The 21,299-nt window shown below is 40.1% G+C and carries 18 protein-coding genes and 1 riboswitch; of the genes, 5 read left to right on the top strand and 13 right to left on the bottom strand.

What is annotated here, in order from left to right:
- Positions 1-25 precede the first annotated feature (25 nt).
- The 9 genes from AC3M61_RS03500 to AC3M61_RS03460 form a co-directional block, all read right to left on the bottom strand.
- A complete protein-coding gene (locus tag AC3M61_RS03500; protein WP_500779731.1) occupies positions 26-1,249 on the bottom strand; it encodes an aspartate kinase in 1,224 nt (407 codons plus the stop codon).
- A gap of 31 nt (positions 1,250-1,280) precedes the next feature.
- The gene (gene dapD / locus AC3M61_RS03495; protein ID WP_500779525.1) at positions 1,281-2,027 is read right to left on the bottom strand and encodes a 2,3,4,5-tetrahydropyridine-2,6-dicarboxylate N-acetyltransferase; all 747 of its coding nucleotides are present in this window, start codon (positions 2,025-2,027) and stop codon (positions 1,281-1,283) included.
- Positions 2,028-2,048: 21 nt separating this feature from the next.
- On the bottom strand, positions 2,049-2,705 hold the full coding sequence (locus AC3M61_RS03490) for a 4-hydroxy-tetrahydrodipicolinate reductase (protein ID WP_500779730.1): 657 nt from the start codon (positions 2,703-2,705) through the stop codon (positions 2,049-2,051).
- A 20-nt stretch (positions 2,706-2,725) separates the two neighbouring features.
- Positions 2,726-3,607 carry a 4-hydroxy-tetrahydrodipicolinate synthase gene (gene dapA, locus AC3M61_RS03485; RefSeq protein WP_500779729.1) on the bottom strand — a complete coding sequence of 294 codons (882 nt, stop codon included), beginning with the start codon at positions 3,605-3,607 and terminating at the stop codon, positions 2,726-2,728.
- Between the two features lie 19 nt (positions 3,608-3,626).
- Positions 3,627-4,394, bottom strand: coding sequence for a diaminopimelate epimerase (gene dapF, locus AC3M61_RS03480; protein ID WP_500779524.1), 768 nt, complete (start codon positions 4,392-4,394; stop codon positions 3,627-3,629).
- Entirely contained in the window at positions 4,381-5,397 is a 1,017-nt protein-coding gene (locus AC3M61_RS03475) for an aspartate-semialdehyde dehydrogenase (RefSeq protein WP_500779523.1), read from the bottom strand. The genes dapF and AC3M61_RS03475 overlap by 14 nt, the downstream gene beginning before the upstream one ends.
- A gap of 429 nt (positions 5,398-5,826) precedes the next feature.
- A complete protein-coding gene (locus tag AC3M61_RS03470) occupies positions 5,827-6,690 on the bottom strand; it encodes a YitT family protein (protein WP_500779522.1) in 864 nt (287 codons plus the stop codon).
- Positions 6,657-7,508: a succinate--CoA ligase subunit alpha gene (locus AC3M61_RS03465; protein WP_500779521.1), complete on the bottom strand. Its 852-nt coding sequence runs from the start codon at positions 7,506-7,508 to the stop codon at positions 6,657-6,659. The genes AC3M61_RS03470 and AC3M61_RS03465 overlap by 34 nt, the downstream gene beginning before the upstream one ends.
- On the bottom strand, positions 7,498-8,565 hold the full coding sequence (locus AC3M61_RS03460; protein WP_500779520.1) for an ATP-grasp domain-containing protein: 1,068 nt from the start codon (positions 8,563-8,565) through the stop codon (positions 7,498-7,500). Before AC3M61_RS03460 ends, AC3M61_RS03465 begins: the two co-directional genes overlap by 11 nt.
- 61 nt (positions 8,566-8,626) lie before the next feature.
- A riboswitch (cobalamin riboswitch) is annotated at positions 8,627-8,809 on the bottom strand.
- Between the two features lie 250 nt (positions 8,810-9,059).
- On the opposite strand from AC3M61_RS03460, the gene AC3M61_RS03455 reads away from it, so the two are divergent.
- From AC3M61_RS03455 to AC3M61_RS03435, 5 genes are read left to right on the top strand one after another with little or no spacing between them, the layout of a single operon-like run.
- On the top strand, positions 9,060-10,913 hold the full coding sequence (locus AC3M61_RS03455; RefSeq protein WP_500779519.1) for a thiamine pyrophosphate-dependent enzyme: 1,854 nt from the start codon (positions 9,060-9,062) through the stop codon (positions 10,911-10,913).
- A complete protein-coding gene (locus AC3M61_RS03450) occupies positions 10,910-11,482 on the top strand; it encodes a 2-oxoacid:acceptor oxidoreductase family protein (RefSeq protein ID WP_500779518.1) in 573 nt (190 codons plus the stop codon). The genes AC3M61_RS03455 and AC3M61_RS03450 overlap by 4 nt, the downstream gene beginning before the upstream one ends.
- Before the next feature lie 2 nt (positions 11,483-11,484).
- The gene (locus tag AC3M61_RS03445; protein WP_500779517.1) at positions 11,485-13,167 is read left to right on the top strand and encodes a 2-oxoacid:acceptor oxidoreductase subunit alpha; all 1,683 of its coding nucleotides are present in this window, start codon (positions 11,485-11,487) and stop codon (positions 13,165-13,167) included.
- Position 13,168: 1 nt separating this feature from the next.
- A complete protein-coding gene (locus tag AC3M61_RS03440) occupies positions 13,169-14,017 on the top strand; it encodes a thiamine pyrophosphate-dependent enzyme (RefSeq protein ID WP_500779516.1) in 849 nt (282 codons plus the stop codon).
- Entirely contained in the window at positions 14,014-14,991 is a 978-nt protein-coding gene (locus AC3M61_RS03435; protein ID WP_500779515.1) for a redoxin domain-containing protein, read from the top strand. Before AC3M61_RS03440 ends, AC3M61_RS03435 begins: the two co-directional genes overlap by 4 nt.
- Positions 14,992-15,054: 63 nt before the next feature.
- On the opposite strand, the gene AC3M61_RS03430 is transcribed toward AC3M61_RS03435, so the two are convergent.
- The 4 genes from AC3M61_RS03430 to AC3M61_RS03415 all read right to left on the bottom strand — a co-directional run bounded on the left by AC3M61_RS03430 (position 15,055) and on the right by AC3M61_RS03415 (position 21,296).
- A complete protein-coding gene (locus AC3M61_RS03430) occupies positions 15,055-17,595 on the bottom strand; it encodes a beta-alanine-activating enzyme beta-propeller domain-containing protein (protein WP_500779514.1) in 2,541 nt (846 codons plus the stop codon).
- A 92-nt stretch (positions 17,596-17,687) separates the two neighbouring features.
- Positions 17,688-17,972 carry a DUF4258 domain-containing protein gene (locus tag AC3M61_RS03425; protein ID WP_500779513.1) on the bottom strand — a complete coding sequence of 95 codons (285 nt, stop codon included), beginning with the start codon at positions 17,970-17,972 and terminating at the stop codon, positions 17,688-17,690.
- Between the two features lie 20 nt (positions 17,973-17,992).
- Entirely contained in the window at positions 17,993-19,003 is a 1,011-nt protein-coding gene (locus tag AC3M61_RS03420; RefSeq protein ID WP_500779512.1) for a Gfo/Idh/MocA family protein, read from the bottom strand.
- Between the two features lie 25 nt (positions 19,004-19,028).
- Positions 19,029-21,296, bottom strand: coding sequence for a DUF4268 domain-containing protein (locus tag AC3M61_RS03415; protein ID WP_500779511.1), 2,268 nt, complete (start codon positions 21,294-21,296; stop codon positions 19,029-19,031).
- Positions 21,297-21,299: the final 3 nt, after the last annotated feature.

The raw sequence follows: 21,299 nt of genomic DNA, 5'->3' as shown, positions 1-21,299 counted from the left end.
GATTCCTCCCCGAATTTTTTCAAGTTTACAAATCAAAAGCCTTGCAAATGCTTTTTACCAGTTCTTCTGCCACATTTTCTGGAACCAAAACGGAGATTTTGATTTCCGATGTAGTTATTAGCTCTGGTTCGATACCGTGTTCGGAAAGCACTTCCAAAAGCTTTGAAGCAACGCCGTGATGAGACCTCATGCCTGTTCCAACAACAGTGATTTTTGAAAATTTCCCATAGAAATGGTATTTAGCACCGTAATCAGCAAGTGTTTCATTGAGCAGTTCTTCTATTTTGTCAAGCCTTTCTGGAACGACCGTAAACGACACGTGTGTTGATGTACCGTTCTTTACGAGAGATATCATATCGACGTTTATCCCTTTCTCTGCAACTCTCTTAAAGATATCCGTTACCACTTTTGCATCATTTGGCAAATCCATTATAGAAACCTTCACCTGATTTTTGTCCAAACTAACCCCTGTAACAAGTGGTTCTTCGAGCCATTCAGGTATTCTGTCAACCACCCAAGTTCCCTCCTCATCGTTAAATGATGAACCACAATACACTCGCACCTTGTATTTCTTGGCTATTTCAACTGAACGCGAATGTAGTACCTTTGCACCTGTTGCTGCCATCTCAAGCATATCATCGTACGTAACATACTTGAGTTTCTTTGTTTCGGGATAAAGCTTTGGGTCGCACGTATAAACACCTGCAACATCACTGTAAATCTCACAATCGCACTTTAATTTGGCAGCCAAAGCCACCGCCGAGGTATCGGAACCACCTCTACCAAGTGTTGTAAGATGCTCGTCTTCGGTAATTCCTTGGAAACCGGTTATCACAAGCACGTCGTAGCTATCAAGATATTCTTTCAGTTTTTTAACACTTATATCCATTATTCTCGCGTTGTTATAAGACTTTGTGGTTAGAATTTTGACCTGGAAAGCATTTAAAGAAATTGCATTAATTCCCATGTCTTTTAAAGCCATCGCAACAAGTGCGCACGAAACCTGCTCACCTGTGGTGAGAAGCATATCAAGTTCTCTTTCGTCAGGTTTGCTTGATACACTCTTAGCAAGTGAAATCAAATTGTCCGTTGTCTTACCCATTGCAGAGACAACGGTCACCACTTTGTAACCTTCTTGGACTTTCTTTGCTATTCTACGTGCAACATTTCTAATTCTGTCCGGGTCAGCTACCGATGAGCCTCCATATTTTTGAACAACTATTCTATTTTGAAGAATGTTTTTCACCAATTTTTCTTCACCTACCTGCTCTTTGAACAGCTTACCTGTTAATTTCTCTGAGACTTTCCAAAATTTGTGTCTTATTAGCTGTCTTTTCATCAACCCTTTTGATTACCTTAGCTGGAACACCTGCGACAACGGTGTAAGGTTCCACATCATCAACGACAACTGCACCGGCGGCAACAACGGCATGATGTCCTACTCTTACGCCTTCCAAAATCACAGCGTTCGCCCCAACGAGCACATAGTCCTCAATAACAACAGGTGTAGCACTTGGTGGTTCAACAACACCTGCCACAACCGCCCCAGCACCTATGTGACAATACTTTCCAATACGAGCTCGTGCACCAATTACAGCATTCATATCAACCATTGTCCCCTCACCAATTACAGCGCCGATATTTATTACAGCTCCCATCATTACAACCGCTCTGTCACTAATTTCAACGAGCTCGCGGATAATTGCACCTGGCTCTATCCTTGCGTTGAATCGTGATATATCTGCCAGCGGAATTGCCGAATTCCTAGCAATGTATTCCACTTTGTATTTTTCTATCCCTTCATTTCTAAGCACCTGTGAGATGATTTCAAAATCCCCAAATAATACTCCAAAATCTTTCCCTACAACGAAATCAAATTCAATTTCTTCAGATTTGTACTTGCCAAAATCAACACTGTCTAACCTTCCCGAAATGTAGACCCTTACCAGGTCCCTTTTCTTACTTTTCGCAATAATCTCGATGATTTCTTCACTTGATAATTCACTTACACTCTTTTTAATGTCCATCCTAACCCCTCCACTCACCGATTATCTGGCTTGCGCAGATTCCAAAACGTCATCGTAGCTAAAAAATCCCTTCTTTTTTCCCAGCACAAACAGTGCAGCATTCCTTACACCTATCGCAAATGCTCTTCTTGATAAAGCTCTATGCGTAATCTCAACAGTTTCACCTGAATTAGAAAAAATCAACGTATGTTCACCAAAGATTCCACCAACTCTTATAGAGCTTATAGGTATCTCCTTTCCCAAAACTTGCTTAAGCATTTTGGCAGTGCCGGATGGAGCATCCTTTTTCTGGTTATGATGAATTTCAACCATAGCCGCATCCCAATCCTCGAAATAGCTCGCATATTCCTTTACAATTCTTTTTAAGATAGCGATTCCCGTTGAAAAGTTATAACTTTGAACCACGGGAACATGTTCAGATAATTCTTTCAGTCTTGCAAAATGCTCTTCGGTTAGCGCGGTTGTACCTATCACAAGTCCACAGCTGTATTTTCTGCACAGTTCAATTGTTTCAAAAACAGCATCAGGAGATGAAAAATCAATTATCACTTGTGGTCGCTCAATCTCTTCAAAAACCCCCCTATCTTTTCTCAAAACGCACAAATCACCTAACGATGAGAAATAACTTTGAATCTCCGCACCCATTTTCCCGTTTGCGCCCACTAAACCGTATCTTATGTTCACTTTGTTTGGTCTATTCATTCTATCGCCCCCAATTCCTTAAGAATCACCCTCAGTCTTTCTACAGTTGATTCCTTCGGTGGAACAAGCGGTAGTCTGAATTCGTTTTTAAGTAATCCCATCAAATGCATAGCCGCTTTAACAGGAAGTGGATTGGTTTCTATGAAAAGGGCTTTGAACAATGGGGTAAGCTCCATGTGAATTTTGAGGGCTTTTGAGATGTCAGCTGAAAAGATTGCATTGACCATCTCTACCATTCGAGCGGGAACAACGTTCGAAGCCACAGAAATTACTCCCTTTGCACCCGCGCATATCATATGAAATGCTCTATCATCGTTCCCTGAGTAGATGTAGAAGTCGAGGTCCTTTGTCAATCTGTAAATCTCATCAGATTGAGCAACATCTGGATTTGCTTCCTTTATTGCTTTTATATTTCGACACTCCACTGCCAATCGTGCCACGGTTTCAGGAGATATATTCACACCGGTTCGAGAAGGAACGTTGTAGATGATTATTGGAATGTCGAGTCTTTCTGAGAGATACTTATAGTGTGCGTAAAGACCTTCCTGTGTAGGTTTGTTGTAGTAGGGAGTAACTATTAATACAGCATCTGCACCAAACTTTTGCGCACTTATAGAAAGCTCCAATGTCTTTTTCGTATCATTGGTCCCTGTTCCAACAACAACTTGAGCCTTACCTTCACAAATTTCCTTTGTTAACGCTGTTAAACGTTCTCTTTCTTCAACTGTCAAAGTAGCACCTTCGCCTGTTGTTCCAGCGACGATAACGGCATTTACACCGCTTTCAATCTGCCATCTTAGAATCCTTTCATAACTTTCGTAGTCAACCTCACCGTTCATGAACGGTGTTACTATAGCTGTTCCAACCCCGTGAAACATACGCATCTGACCTGATGAATTACTCATGTTCGACTCCCCCTTCCAAATAAATTCCATCACTCTCAAAAAGCACATTGAGAATTCCGCCTTTTGTTTGAGCTGTTAATTTGTCTGGTATTTTGTTGTCACGAAGAATATAATACTTGACGAAATACGCAGTTGCCGTCGTTCCTGAGCCGCAGGATAATGTTTCTCTTTCAACACCTCGTTCAAACGTCCTAATCTCAAAGGTGCTGGCATCTAAGACATTAAACAAATTAACATTGGCATTGAACTTATGTCTAAGCAACCTTGCAATTTCCATATCGAACCCCCAGATTGCTTTTCCGACGTTCATAACAAGGTGTGGTACACCTACTGTAATCAATATCCCTGCAAAACCCGAAAGTTCTTCTTGAGGCACGAAATAATTAACCACAGGGTCTGGCATTTGGACAAAAATTTTCTCTCCGATGTATCCATTAAGCACACCTGCATTGGTTTCTATGGAGACTTTTCCAGAAACGTTGAAATTCTCTGAGAGAAATTTCAAAAACGTTCTTGCTCCATTTCCACAAAAAGTTGCTCGTTTTCCATCTCTGTTAAAATAATCCATAAAGAACCGCTTACTATGTTGTTCAACAAAGATAACTCCATCTCTGTCTTCGACAACTTCAAGCACAATCTTTTCTTTTGCCACATCGTTTAGAGTTGTCTTCGTCGTATCAACAACGACAAAAGTATTACCCGTAGCCGAGTAGTTGCAAATCAAACTAATTCCGAGCTTTCTTAACTCATCTTCCCTCAACTTCCCTCGCCTCACTTTCAAAAACTAAATCAGAATTCAGCTGACTGTGTAGCTTCAGAATCCTAACAGCATTCGTTGCAGCTCCAACTCTCAGGTTGTCTGCCACAACCCACAATCCAAATGTGTGCGCGTCAAAGAGCCTTATTCTACTAACGTGAACATAGTCGTCACCAGCTACCTCTATTGGTGTAATGATATCGTCATGAACTATTACATCCTCACCTGAAGCAATAGTTTCTACTAAGTCTTCCTTTGACATTATTGGGAAGAGAGTCCGAGCTACGACACTTTCCGAATGTCCCACCCTAACAGGAACCCTTACAGTTGTTGGGAATACGGCAATAGACCTTGAATTCAATATTTTCCTTGTTTCGTTTATCATCTTCCATTCCTCTTGAGATATATCATCTTTTAAATCACCTATGAGCGGAATGACGTTATGGGCTATCTGTCTTGGGAAAACCATATTTGTTGTATCACCGGCAAGTTGCCTTTCGTATTCAACAACTGCCTTATGACCTGCTCCAGAAACTGCCTGGTATGTTGAGACAAATATCTCGTGCAGATGGTATCTGTCGTGTACCCTGTAGAGCGCCAAGACCATTTGAATAGTTGAACAATTCGGGTTTGCGACAATTCCATGATATCCCTTTAGCAACTTCCCATTTATTTCTGGAACAACAAGCGGAATTTCTGGGACCATCCTGAATGCAGATGAGTTATCAATCACCGTTGTTCCCGCTTGTGCTGCAATTGGCGCGTATCTTCTTGAAACATCCGCACCAGCTGAGAAAAGTAAATAGTCAAAACCTTCCCTCATAGCTTCTTCTGTAAGAACCTCAACCATCACTTGCACACCTTTGAACGTTAGAGTTTGTCCAGCTGACCTTTCCGATGCAAAGAGCCTGAGTTCGGAAACTGGAACCTCACTTTTTTCAAGAACCTCGACCATCGTCCTTCCAACCGCCCCTGTTGCACCTACTATACCGACCTTGAACCCCATAAAGGATACCTCCTTCTTTTTGATGGATTGAAGAATTCATAAGGCTAATAAAAAAGCGGGCTACAGTTTTTCACTGTAGCCCGCCTATGGTAGTCTTTTGTTACTTGCTTGCGTTTGATTTTATCCCAAGCCAAACGCAAGCTGACCACCATAAAGCGGGCAGCTGCGTTTAGCTTTAGATTTCATATTGATTTCAACATTCATGAAGTTCTCAATTGATAAATTTTGATAATCAAGCACGTTATGACATCCTCCTGACTAAATTTCGTTAAATCTCTATTTTACTCGTTTTTTCTCAGTGTTTCTAACGTAACCTATTTGCCCTTATTATATCACAAAACTACCATACCTTGTCAATACATGATTTTAAATAAAAAAGCCCCCGTCAAAGGGGCGAAGCTATGAGCAAAGAGCATGGGAAGGGATTTACTATACAATCTCTTTGAAACCTTTTCCGTAAACGTATCTAGCCTCGTTTACAAGAAAGAAAGCTTTTGGATCAACAGTTCTGATTGCGTTTACCAATTCGTGAAGTTCTCGTCTTTTCAAGACAACCAACAACACATTGCGTGGCAGATTAGTATACCCACCTTTGGCTTCGAAAACGGTGCAACCTCTACCTAATTCTGATAAAACAAAATCCCTGATTTCGTCAATTTTCTCGGAAACGACCCATACATTTACGGAAAGCTCCAAGCCCTTCAGTACAAAGTCAATAGTTGTTCCGTTGACTATTATGGCAAGTATCGAATACAAACCCGTATCAATGTTGTAAACAAGTCCTGCAGCAAGACCTATGGCAAAGTCAATAAACAAAATTGACATACCAAATGGTGCACCAAAAAACTTATTCAATATTTTTGCGATAATATCAGTCCCACCTGTCGAAGCGTTCTGAGAAAACGCTATAGCCATACCAATGGCAGTTAATATATCCCCAAAGAATACAGCAAGAATCACGTCTTTACCTTGATACTTGTAAATAGGTGCTATCCTATCGAAGAAATCTATCAAAAAATTCAGCAAAAAAGTGCAGTATATTGTTTTAAAACTGAAGTCAAACCCTATTATCAAAAATGCTGTCAGAAAAAGTGTAATATTTATGATATACATCCAAATACCCACCGAAAGTGGGATTAATCTGTTCAAGACAATTGCAAGACCTGATGCCCCACCAGCCGCAATGTTATTAGGGATGAGGAAAATAACCAACCCCAGAGCTGTGAGGAATACTCCAAATGAGGAAAGGAAGTATTCTTTCAGCAATTTCTCCAAGCGTCTTTTACTTCCCACGGAAATTTCACCACCCTAACTCCTAATTCTTTTAGTCTTTGTTCCTTAAAAGAAACTTTTCCCCTTTCTCCTTCAATAATTGCTCCCGCGTGCCCCATACGTTTCCCTTCTGGAGCATGTCTACCTGCGAAGAAAGCAACAATGTTTTCTGGAGAAAATCCTATTTTTAATGCGTGCTCAACGCCTCTCACCTCATCTTCACCACCAATTTCACCGATTAGCAATACTTTTTCGTAACCTAGTTTTTTCACTATCTCAAAAGCTTCCGAAACATTTGTTCCCACAACGGGGTCTCCACCTAACCCAAGTGCTACACCGACACCTGGACCCTCGCTCAGATGTTTTGCCGTTTCATACATCAGCGTTCCACTTCTTGAAATGATGGCTACGTTTCCTGCTTTAAAATACTTTTCTGGCATGATACCAACCTTAACTCGTTCATGAGGGTTTATAACACCTGGGCAATTGGGACCAACCATTCTGGCTCCCTTTTCTTTTGCTAATTTCAACATCTTTAACGTATCATGAACAGGCACATGTTCAGTTATTATTACAAAATTCACCACACCATTATCAACAGCATCCTTAAACGCTTCTAAAACATTTTGAGGTGGCACGAAAAAAACAGCCGTATCTGGCTTTTCAAAACTCTCACCGAGACTTTGATAAACTGGTACACCCTCTATGCGCTGTATTTGTTTATTCTTACTCACCACACATACTACATTCGTTCCGTATTCAATCATCCTTTTTAGGTGATAGCTTCCATACCTTCCTGTCCCACCGTAAACGCAAACTCTATTTGTTTTACAAAACATCGCCAACCCCCCTACTTAAAGTTTTCGTGACCTTCTGAAGACTTTCAATTAGTTCTTTCATATCATTAACAGCATCAATATTATGTTGTTTCAGTAGCTCTCTTGCCAAAAACTCGTTGTTTCCAGATAACCTTATGTAAATTTCAAAATCCGGGTTCTCTTCTTTGAAATTTACGACACCTTTAGCTATTTCCAAACAATCTGTGATGCCCCCAAAGATATTCAAAACAGCTTTATTACTCAAAGATTTGACTTTTTTCAACGCCTCGTACACGCTTTCCATTGTTGCTCCTCCGCCTAAGTCACAAAAATTAGCCGGTTTGTAACCATATTCAACAAGAGCGTCTATCGTTGCCATGACAATGCCTGCACCACACCCAATTACGCCAATTTCTCCGTTTTCAAACGGCACGAAAGAATTTGTTTCTTCATCATCCTCATATGCCCACAATTGTCTAAATAACGCACTGTCGTCTACATGGAAGACAGCGTCTAACGCATAAAAATCCCCATCTTTGAAAACGAAAGGATTGATTTCTAATAAATTCAAGTCATATCTAACAAAAATTTCGTACAACTTCTGCGCAAATTCCTGAAGGTCTTTTGGAAGCTCGTATATATAATTTGTACGTAATAACTTATCAGGATACTTTAAAGCAAACTCCTCTATGTCTACACCACCAACCTCAGAATACACAAACACAACATCTCTCATATTTCTGTCAATCGAAAGTGAAATATACCTCTCGGTGTCATGAGGGATGTATTCTTCAACTAACACCCCATAAGGTTCTTCTCCTTTTATCTTCATCCCTAAAATCTTCTTGATGCCTTCAATACTTTTCTCTAAATCCTCGGCAACCACAATTCCGCCAGCTTTCATCCTTCCACCAACTAATACTTGAGCTTTAAGGACCTGTGGAAAACCTAGCCTTTCCAAGCACTTTGTTAAAGACTTTTCCTCTGCTAGTTCTTCAGACGTCACCAAATAGCTTCTTGGTACTCTTACTCCTTCAGCTCGCAGGATATCCTTTGCCAAATACTCGTGAATCTTCACAACATATACCCCCTTTCAGAAATTCAAAGAAAAATACCCCCAAAAATCGATGGTTTTTGGGGTGCCCATTCCCTTAAAGGCAGGTCTCCCGACTTGTGGATCATCCTACTCCCTGCGCCTTCCCAGCATTAAAGCCAGTGGCATTTTGCAGGTTTCGTCCCCACTCACGGTGGCCCGACCGTCCCGGATTTTCACCGGAGTTCCCTTTTAAGCACGTAAGTGCACCTTTAAGGGCTGGGGAATATTAAGTTTTTTCTTTTCAATAATATACTAAATCCTATCCTATGTAATTGCAACTACCAGGTGTTATTCACCAGAGACAATTATTGAATATTATCTTCTCATTCGTTGTTGTTTTTCAATAATTCATTCCTATGCTTGTTTTTGATTTATCAAATCCTTTAATTAAAATACATATGTAGACAAAGTCTATCTTTTTATGTTATAATAAGTTAAACCTAATTCACTAACTTCGACATGAGTGAGGTGATTGGATGAAAAACTTGGGAGAGTTGTTAATCCAGAAAGGTCCTTTTTCGGAAATTGTTATCGGAAACACTGCAATTGTGAGGGCGATGATTGAAAGCGGTGTAAGAGTGGTGACATCATATCCTGGTTCACCTACACCTGAAATAGCCGAAGCGATAAATGCCATACCAAAGGACAAAAATCCACTGTACTTCGAGTTTTCAACAAACGAAAAAGTAGCATTAGAAGTAGCGTTTGGCGCAGCAATCAATGGATTTACCTCATGTGTGTTTTTCAAAAGTGTTGGTATGAACGTGGTTGCCGATTCGTTTGTCCAGCTAAGTATGATGGAAATCCCTGGTGGGATGGTAATTGTAATAGGTGATGACCCGGGTGCCAACAGTTCACAAAATGAGCAAGATAACCGACATTACGCAAGGCTTTCCTACACCCCTGTCTTTGAACCAAAAGATGCGCAAGAGGTTTACGATATGTTCAAACAAGCTGTCGAATACTCTAAAAGGCTACGTTCTCCTGTAATTCTGCGCTTAACCACCCACACAGCCCACTTCAAACAAAAAGTCAACTTTGGAACGTTTATTCCCTCCCCACTAGGTTCTCCTGTCTTTGATGCTAAAAACAACGGTCCATACATTCCTATAGCTCAAAATGTTCCGGTGATGAAAAGAAGGGCACTTGAAAAACTGCAAATGTGGGCTGAGATTTCGGAAAAATATGCTTTTATAACAAACAACGGGAGTGAGATAGGAATTATAACAGCTGGACTCCCCTACCTTTCATTGCTCGATGTCCTGGGAGAGAATGTGAAAAAAGTAGACATTTTAAGACTTGGCATGGTTTATCCGTTGCCAAGGAAGGCAATAACAGAATTTCTTAAAAAGCACAAAATAGTAAAAGTTCTGGAAGAGTTAGATGATTTCATCGAAGAGAAGGTAAAAGCAATAGCCTTTGAAGAAAGGATAGATGTAAAAATCGTTGGGAAAACTGACATAGAAGAGTGGATTGGAGAATATACTCCAGAAAAAGTTTATTCAGTTCTTTCGAAATTTGCACCGGAGTTGGTCAGAAATATCAAAGTTCCAACCAACACAATGCGAGTTCTAAGCCGTCCACCACAACTTTGTCCGGGTTGTGGTCACAGACCTGTTTTCTATGTCCTCTCAAAAATTTTGAAAGAAAAAGATATATCTGTAGCGGATATTGGATGTCACACACTCGGCTTTTTGGAACCTTACAACGTAGGGCAAGTCCTTCTATCGATGGGTCACTCGACAGGAACATCATCTGGTCTTAGCATGTTCAACCCAAATAGAAAAGTTGTCGCATTTCTTGGAGATTCCACATTCTTCCACGCTGGAATACCGGGGATTATAAACGCCGTATTCAACAAGCACAACTTTACACTCGTGATTATGGAGAATGGGACAACAGCTATGACTGGTCACCAAGACCATCCTGGAAAAGTAATGAAGATCAGGCAGTTACTTGAAGCAATTGGTGTAAAGCATATTTGGGAAGTCGATACATACCAGCAAGATAAACTAGAAGAAATCTTGCGAACAGCTCTTGAAACAAAAGAATTCAACGTTGTGATTGCAAAACATCCATGCATGTTGAAATTCACAAGGGAAAGAAGAAGGAAGGGAGTTATAAAAGTACCTCAGATGAAGGTAACTAACAGATGCACACTTGCCGGTGTGTGTATAACTAAATTTGCTTGCCCATCGTTCCAAAGGGCGGATGATGGAAGCATCTTTGTCCACGAAGACCTCTGTATTGGCGATGGTTCATGTATGGTTGTTTGTCCATCTGGAGCGTTGGAGTTTGAAAAAGTGGAATCAGGTGGTGATGCGAAATGAGAAAGTTTGACATATTCCTCATAGGTGTTGGCGGACAAGGAATAGGTCTTCTGAGCGAAGTATTAATCCGTGCCATCGATTACAGTGGTCAAAAATGCATAGGTGTCGATACTCACGGCTTAGCCCAAAGGGGTGGGATTGTCTCTTCACACATAAGAATTGGGGATGCGAACTCTCCACTTGTGATACCTGGAGATGTTGACTTGGCACTTGCACTTGAAAGACACGAAGCTGCACGTGCGCTTAACTACCTGAAGGACGGCGGAACTCTTGTTTATTACAACACATCCTGGCAGCCATTATCCGTAAGGTTAGGCAGGGAAGGTGAAATAAAGGAAGAAGAAATTGAAAACGTAGCTAACACGCGAGGCGTAAAAGTATACAAAGTCAAATACGATTTGCCAGATGCGCGTATGCAAAACATCGCACTACTCGGGGTAGTTGCAAGAAACAACCTTATACCTGGTGTCGAACCTAAACATTATCTGATGGCTATGGAAGATTTAATGAATGAACGAATTTATACTGCGAATAAAGAAATATTCGAAAGGATTTTGGAGGCGATATGAGTATGGAAAAGAAGAGTGAGATTTCAATTGTATTAAGTGGTGCTGCAGGGCAGGGTATTCAAGCCGTAGAACACATTTTAACAAGAGTAGCAAAGGATTCTGGATTCCATGTCTTTGCAACAAAAGAATACATGTCAAGGGTGCGCGGAGGTAATAACTCAACGGAGATACGTATATCATCTCAACCAGTAAAGGCCTACGTAGACCGTATCGATATTTTAGTCCCTCTCAACGACAACGCTATAGAACGATTAAGACCACGTATCACGGAAGAAACGATTATCCTTGGTGAAAAGAAATATGTTGAAAATGAAAAGAACTCTATAGGCATCCTGCTTGAAGAGATTGCAGAAAGTTTTGGTAACAAGATATACGAGAACTCAGTAGCGATAGGTATCCTGGCTGGGATTATAAACGCCGAGGAAGATGCCTTGGTTAACAATATAAAAGCCTACTTTTCTAAGAAGTCCGAAGAGGTAGTTAAGGCAAACGTTAATGCAGCCCTAAAAGGTTACGAAATCGGTAAATCGTTAGGTCTAAGGTTTGAAATCACGCCTTCCGACGAAGTAAAAAAACAATACCTTCTAAATGGGTCCGAAGCAGTCGCAAAAGGTGCTATAGCCGGCGGTTGTAATTTCATATCATCTTACCCTATGTCACCAGCAACAACGGTATTTACAGAACTATCAAGGTTGTCAAAACAGTACGGTATACTTGTCGACCAAGCGGAAGATGAAATTGCAGCTGCCAATATGGCAATTGCTGCATGGTACGCAGGAGCTCGTGCAATGGTATCAACCTCCGGTGGTGGATTCGCGCTGATGACAGAAGCCATCAGTTTATCGGGTATGATTGAAACACCGATAGTTGTGCACCTTGGTCAAAGGCCAGGACCAGCTACAGGTTTACCAACAAGAACTGAGCAAGGGGATTTGAACCTCGTGTTATACGCAGGGCACGGTGATTTCCCAAGAATCATTTACGCTCCTGGAAATTTGTGCGAAGCCTATGAGCTCAGTGCAAAAGCGTTCAACATGGCTGATAAATATCAGATACCAGTTTTTATCCTCACAGACCAGTATTTTCTTGATTCGTTCTACAATGTCGATGAAATGCCGGAAGTAAACATAGAACGTTATATCATCAAAACCGATGAGAATTACAGAAGATACGCACTTACAGAAGACGGAATATCGCCACGTGGCATTCCTGGTTATGGAAAGGGACTGGTAAGAGTTGATAGCGACGAGCACGATGAATACGGACACATAACAGAAAGTGCTCAAGTAAGGAGAAAAATGGTCGAAAAACGGTTAAAGAAGATGAATAAAATTATCCAGGATGCAGTTCCTCCAAAGCTTTTCGGGAGTGAGAACTACAGATACCTCATTGTCACATGGGGCTCCACTCAATTGATAGTCAAGGAAGCTCTTGAACAACTTGGTAACAAAGATGTAGCGATGCTTCACTTCTCGCAGGTGTACCCCGTGCCACCAATTGCGGAGAGTTACCTGAAAAAAGCGGAAAAGGTAATATTCCTTGAGCAAAATGCAACAGGACAATTTGCGAATCTTATAAAACTAACATTTGATGCTGTAGACACCCGAAGAAGAATATTGAAATACGACGGATTCCCGTTCTCAGTGGAACAGGTTATGGAAGCTATTTCCAAGGAGGTTGAGTAATATGAGCTATACGAATACCGCATTTGACCCAAAAATTTACGACATTCCCGATGCGGACATCGCCTGGTGTCCAGGATGCGGAAATTTTGGAATAATCAATGAACTAAAAACAGCTCTTGCACAGTTACAACTTGACCCAACCCAAGTTGTGTTGGTCTCTGGTATAGGTCAGGCAGCGAAAATGCCTCAGTACGTTAGAGCTAATATGTTTAACGGACTGCATGGGAGGTCACTACCTGCAGCAGTTGCTATAAAGATGGTTAATCCCAACCTTATCGTAATTGCTGAGAGCGGAGATGGTTGTACATACGGTGAAGGTGGTAATCATTTTATCCACACAATAAGAAAGAATCCTGATATAACAAACATTGTGCACGATAACCAAATATACGGATTGACAAAAGGTCAGGCATCACCAACAACTGCACGAGGGCAAGTCACAACGCTCCAATTCGATGGAGTTATTGTTGACCCATTCAACCCCATTGCTGTTGCTGTTGCTCTTGATGCGTCTTTTGTTGCCAGAAGCTTTTCCGGAAATTTCCAACTTACTGTAGAACTCATCAAAATGGCTATAAAACACAAAGGATACGCTCTAATTGATATATTGCAACCATGTGTCACGTTCAACAAAGTTAACACATACCAGTGGTACAGAGAAAACACATATCTGCTTCCAGACAGTTACGACCCAAACGACAGACAAGCTGCATTTAAAATTGCAACTGACACCTCAAAGCTTGCACTTGGAGTGATATACATGAACCCAAACAAGCCGGTTTACGAAGAGCAACTCGCTCCATACCAAATTGATAAAACACCTGTTGCTTTGAGGGGGTTGGAGTTATGATTCAATCACGCTTTAAGCTCATTCCCCAGTTTACTTTAAAAGATGAAGAAGGAAAAGATTTTTCCTGGACAAACCTTTTGGGAAGGTATACAGTGGTTTATTTCTATCCCAAAGCAAACACTCCAGGTTGTACACTCGAGGGTATCGATTTCACAAGACTTCTCGATGAATTTAACGGTAATGTAATAGGAATATCCCCTGACGATTGCAAAGCTATTGCAAGTTTTAAATCTAAAAAGGGTCTAAGAGTAAAATTACTTTCAGACCCGGATAAGATAGTAGCAGAGCAATTTGGTGCAGCAAAAGATGGAAAATTAATAAGGTCTACATTCATAGTCGACCCATGGGGGAGAATCAGAAGAGAATGGATTAAAGTCAGCGTAAATGGGCACGCAGAAGAAGTGTTGGAAGAATACAAAAAAATCATTGAAGAAGACCAAACCCTTAACGACAACATCCTTGTGAGAAGGGCATTCAGAGGCGTAAGACCAGACCCTGTTGAAGATGAGAAGATAGAAACTCTTTTAAAAGCGGCACATCTTGCACCTTCATGTATGAACAAACAGCCTTGGAGATTTCTTGTGGTGAGAACGAAGGAAAATCTCGAGAAACTTCATTCCACACTCTCTGAAGGTAATTACTGGATGAAACAAGCACCGGTTATGCTTATCGTTTACACAGACGACGAATTCGGTTGTCAGTTGAGCGATAGGAGAAATTACTCGCTATTTGACACAGGAACTGCCGTTGGATTACTGTTAGCCCAAGCAACACAGATGGGACTTGTTGCACACCCAGTTGCTGGCTATGACCCATTGAAGGTCAAAGAACTCTTTGGGTTGAATGGGATAATAATAACCTTAATAGCAGTAGGCTATTGGGGAAATTTTGATATGCTGAACGAAAAACACGCTACCATTGAGCAGGGCAATAGGAAAAGAAAACCGCTTGAAGAAGTAGCAAAGTTTATATAAACTCTGTATGAATACAAAAGACCACCTAACCGGGTGGTCTTCTGTTTTCTTCGTAACAGAATTTTACCAGCTTAGACTATCCCATAATTTTCCAGTGTTTCTCAAATTCCTTTTGAACTTAGGCCAATCACTATACGCCAAGCCATAAGACAAGCCTGTGTAAATCGCGTATAAATATCCATCGTCTGTTCCCACATAGAGTGTCCCATCATCATCTAAAGTTGCAGAAGAAGGATTGTATCCCACAAATATTTTCCATTTTTGCTTTTTATCAGATGAAATTGCGTAGACATATCCATCATTACTTGGGACGTATATCGTCCCATCTGAACTAATAACTGGTGTAGCTCTTATATAACCATTTGTTTTGAACGTCCATTTTATCGTCCCATCACTGTTAATTGCATACAGACATCCATCATCACTGCCGGCATAGACCGTCCCATCAGAACCTATCACTGGTGAAGAACGTACCCAGTCACCTGTTTGAACTTGCCATTTGGAGGTACCATCCGACCTTATTGCGTAAATAGAACCATCGTCACTACCTACGTATATCGTTCCATCACTACCTATCGCCGGGGATGAGTAAATAGCTCCGTTAGTTTTAAATTTCCATTCCTCATCGCCGTCCCAATCATCAAGTGCATAAAGATACCCATCATTGCATCCTATGTATATCGTTCCATAACTTCCTATAGCTGGTGATGAATACACCGCATCCCCAAGTTGAACTTTCCATTTTCGCGTGCCGTCGTACGTGCGAATTGCGTAAACTTCTCCATTCGTAGTTGCAACGTAAACAGTAGGATAGTCCAAAGCTGGTGAAGACCTTACCCAACCGTTAACTGGATGTTTCCACTTAATAGTCCCATCTGGGTTGACGGCGTACAAATATCCATCGTCACTTCCCACATAAATTGTTCCATGTGAATCAACAGCAGGTGAAGTGTGTACCCAATCGTTGGTTTCGTACTTCCATTTAAATAAGCTATCAAGTGATAACGCATACAAATATCCATCGTCACTACCGAAGTAAATTGCTTCCCTACTCCAGTTTGTGTCAATAGCAGGACAGCTGTATATTGCCCCACCTGCTTTGAACTTCCAAATAACATCACCAGCGGATGGCTTTTGCAAAGTTACATTTATGCTCGCCTCTTTCTTATTTTCAGCCAAATCATACGCTGCAGCTTTCAAAGAATAACTACCCGAAAGGTGTTTCCTTGTGTCAATGACAAACGTATATGGTGCTTCCGTCTTTTCGCCTACCTTTGAATATCCTACGTAAAGCTCAACTTTGCTTATTCCGAAATTATCAGATGCATTAACATTGACTTGCGCCACTCCAATGATGACTTCTCCATTTGTTGGTGATGTAATACTAACATTTGGAAGCGTATTATCGAAATTAACTTGTAAACTTGTTTCACTGCGTTTGTCAAATACATCGAAAGCTACTGCCTTCAAAGTGTATGGTCCATCTGAATAGCTCGTAGTGCCCAAAGCAAATGTGTAAGGTGAATTAGTCTTTTCTCCTATTTTGTTGTTGTTTAAATACAGTTCAACTTTACTTATCCCATTCCCATCGACTGCTGATACTTCAATATTTTTCGTTCCAGAGATATATGAACCGTTTGTCAATGACTTTATCGAAAGACTTGGAGGGTTATTGTCTATCTTAAACAAAATCGTTGCCTCGTTTGTGTTACCTGCTTTATCGTAAGCTTTGGCTTTAAACGTGTATTCGCCATCTGGATATTTTGTCGTATCAACAGTAATAGAGAAAGGACTTAAAGTCTTTTCACCGATTTTTGTCGAGTTAAGGTAATATTCAACTTTTTCAAGCGTTTTGTCATCTGAAGCTTCAACATCAATTACTCTTGTCCCACTCACGTACGGTTCACTAATCGTTGTCAGGATGCGAACCTGAGGTTGGACTTTATCCACAATTACCGTCTTAGAAACTTCACCAACGATGCCAAACTCACTTGTTGCTTTTGCGGTGAGTTGTACCGTCTCTTGAGCATCGTCTGGAAGGTTAACAAGAATCATTACACTTCCACTTGTTAGGTTGGTATCTTTCATCCCCACAAGATTATCATTAGAATATATCTCCACTTTCTTTACCTTAGGTCCGCTCTGGATTGATACATTGACATTAAAACCCACATAATCGTTTACAATACTTAACTGTGGTCGGTGGAAATCTAACGTTAAATTGTAAGTAGAAGACTCGACGGAGTTACCACTTTTGTCGATAGCTCTTGCCTTAAATTGATACTGCTTAACCACATCTATTTCTATAGGTACAGTAAGTGGAAATATTTCTGTTCCGGATTTTGATTTGACTTCCTTTTCATAAATCTTCTCTGTTCCATTGTAGAGCTCTATCTTATCAACTAACTCGTTATCGGAGAATTCAACATTTACCTTCACATTCACGTTTGCTTCGACAACTTCGTATGACACAAACAAGCTCACTTGCGGAACTTGGGTATCTCTGACTGGAATACAAGAGCTTGTAAGTAAAATCAAGCCGGATAAAATTACCCAAATAGAAAAAGATAGAACGAAGGTTCTAATACTTCTTGGTTCCTTCACACCAACCACCTTCCCAAGAAACCAAACCACACATCAATTTTACCACTAAGCCATCAGGACAAATCCTTAATTTTTTAAAAAGAACGGCTACCCTATACGGTAGCCCCTTTCTTTTCTTTTTTCTTATCTTCCCAGAATACGGTTATAACATACAAAACTTTTCCTGAAAGTTGCAATATAGCACTGATTTCGCCGTTGGTGATTTTGAGCCTAAAATTCTTTTGCATCATTGCCATTGAATCTTTTGATTCAAGCAATTTTATAAGGTCTTCCAAAGTGATACCTCTTTCAACCATGCGTTCGTATACGTGAGGCGTAAGCAGAACATCTCTATCTAATAATGAAACATGGATAATCGTGTCTTTGTTGTTTTCCATACTACACTGTTCAACCTCTTTTAAGCCTCTTTTATCAGCCTTTCTATCTCTACCTTTTCACCTTTCGACTTGATAGCCGCCTCAAAAAATGCAAGGTCTTTGAGCGCTTCCGCAGGGTTTCCAAGGATGTTCGGCTTTTCGGTTGTCAGGACTTCGTAGAAGTCTTCAAATTCCTTCTTGAACGTATTCTCCTGGATAAGTGGTATCTCTTCGTTTACCTTTCCATACAATACTATTGAATTCGGTGTTAGTCTTATCTTCCCTTCTGTTCCAACAATCTCGAAATACTCTTCACCTTTGACTGCGTAACTAACTGTGTAATTACCTACAACACCTGTTTTGAATTCAAAAAGAGTAGAAAGGAAATCAACGTCTCCCAAATAATCTGTGATGCGTTTGACTTGCCCACTAACCCACTCGATGTCTCCTAACATAACCCTAAGTGCGGCAATATGATGAACCCCGCCATCTGACAAAAACCCACCTATGTGTTTTGGAACTTGTCTCCAGGTTGTTTTCACGTACTTGTTCTCCTTATCCATACCAATCCATAGATGCCAGTTAACGAAAATAGGCTGACCAATAGCTCCTTCGTGCAACAATTCTCTTATCTTATTGTACTTAAACGCATGCCTGTAGTTTTCAGCAATGTATATCACTTTGTTACTTTGAAGTGAGAACTCAACTAATTCCTTCCCACTTTTCACATCGGTTGATATCGGTTTTTCACAAATCACATGCAAATCATGTTCAACGGCTTGCTTTATAAAAGGCACGTTCAACTCTATGGGTAAGGTTAAATCCACTGCATCAACTTGCTTTGAGAGTAGTAACTCTTCGTAGGAGTTAAATACCTGCGGAGTATAACCTAACGTCTCAGATACCAACTTTGCAAAATCCTCAGCATGCTCTCTGGTTCTACTCGTAACGGCAACTATTTCAAACTTGTCTGTTAGCTCTTTCAGCGCAGGAAAATGCAACTCACGAGCCGCAATACCACAACCAACGATACCTAAACGGATTTTCTTCATCTTTATCACCCCATTCACTTAGGATTTAATCATCACTGATTTTGTTTCCCTTACCTTCAAAGTACTGCTCTGCTAATTGTTGAACCTGAGGCAGGAATTTTTGAACTATCTGGTAAAGGTTAAACATATGCTCAACCATCTTATTTTGAAGTTCATCCCATGTTTTTGTTCTGTAGATTCCACCATCAGGTATCTTTTTATAAATTAAACATGACCTATGTTTGTCATTTCTTTTCCATTCTATATCGTTTCCTAATACTTTTTCAAACTCTGCTCGGTGTTTGTAAAAAAAGTCGAAAACTTTCTTGTTTAGTTCCTTGTGCTCCTTCCCAAAATCAATGTACGTTCCAATAGCTCCGTAGTTCTTGAATATGTAATACACAAGTTCCAAACCCTTTGAAATTCTCTTTGATAAAAATGTATCTGGTGTACTAGATCTTGTAGAGAAAAGATTGAACTTTTGGTTACTTTTTTCAAGCAAAGATTTCCAGAACAATTTATTTAACTTTCGAGGGTTGTTGTCTAAGAACTTGCTGTATTTTTCAAAACTTATAATCTCTTTTATCCTTTCAATCATCAGTTTCTCCCGCTTACTCACAAACCGTTCAAAATTTCTCTTTATTTCCTCAGCAGATAAATTCTTAGTTGTGCTCTTCAGAATTTCATACATTTCGTCGTCGATAAAGTGTGCCTTCAAAATTTCCTTGACTTTCTCCTCAGCTTGCTGTCTTGTCAAACCTATTTCCATCTGCTTTTTTATCATCTCTTCAATATACTCTGCCGGACTTTTGTTTGAGATTTTTCTATTTGTTTCTGAGAAAATCAACGTCCTATTCATCAACGTATCAGCTTCTACCTCAACGTTCTTTTCCTTCAAGAACGCTTTTGGAAATATGTGATGGTCTTCTAAATCATTAAAAGCCAAATTTTCAGGATAATAAAAATCTCGAGCTTTGTTCATGAATATTAAGTTAAATACCCCTCTATACTTTGCTCCGCCGCTCCTTGTTAAATTCTTCAATACGAATAAATCTTTCGATAATTGAGTCAAAAAATCTCTCACAACCTCTGGTAAAGACTCCTCATCTTTCATCCAGAGGTTTACTTCCCTGAAATCTTTCATCGTGGATGTTTCTGAGGAGCCCGAATACCTCTCTGTAAATACCGCACTCCAATACCATGCCTTGATTTTTTCAATATCTATGTGATTTAAACTCAAGTAGAAAGCTGTGAGCAATGTTACCAATGGATTATACGGCAACCATTTGTTTATATCTGGAATTCCAAATTCATCGATTTGTCCCAAATACGGCAAAAGCTTGTTTTCAGCAACATCAACAACCTTGTTCCAAGTCTCCTTGTTAAGAACCGAGTTGTCGATTTTAATGAGTTCTCTCGACTTAATACCCATTCCTTTGGATAAAGCAAGAGCTTGTATAAAAGAATATGGCACATTGGTATTGTCTACTCTGTCCGCCAATTTTCTGATATTAGGATTTTCTTCGAAAACTTTCTCCCACTCTTCTCTTAACTTTATATACTTGTACAACCTTGCATTTAACAAGTCGTATGTGGAGAGTCGTATACCTGTTTTATTTATCCTTTCGAACAATATAGCTATCTCTTCGGGTTTTTGGTTGTAAGAAAAGTCCAGAGAAAGTGTCAAAACATCGTATCCTAACATGTTCTCGATATACTTGTCTATTTTACTGAGCTTTTTATCATCAAACATGCTCTGGAGCTTCACGTAAACGTTTTTGTAATATTCGTTCTTCCTCTGGAAGATACTCAAAGGTAAAATTTTCTTTTCTAGAAGTTTTGAAATATCGAGATTTCCATTTTCATCGAGGTATGAAGCATATTCGTATGATTTAACAGACCAGCTAAACACAGCATCCTCAACGTTATCGTTTGCAAGCTTTTCGAGGTTTATAAAAAACCTATACGGAGCTTCTGTGTTTTTCAATGGGATATTTGGACAATAAATAGCGTAGAACATAGCAGTTAAACGTTGTTGACCATCCAAGATGAGCTTGTGTGGATTTGCTTTTACCTCTGGGTTTACTTCTTTGACGCCTGTAATAAATACAGGCTCAAAAGGAATTACGTTTGGGCTTGTATCAAGAATCAAGAATGTTCCGATGAACATCCCTTCCAGCAATGATTTAATTAGCTCTTCTATATCCTCTCTTTTCCACACAAAATTTCTTTGGAAATCTGGTAGCATTACTTCACCTTTGTAGGCTGCTTCCAGAAGTTGCAACAAATTGTATCTTCCTTGTTGAAGGTTCATGAG

The organism is Fervidobacterium sp. (assembly GCF_059913585.1).
Note: the sequence above shows the minus strand (reverse complement) of the source record. Positions and strands in the feature narration are given on the sequence as shown.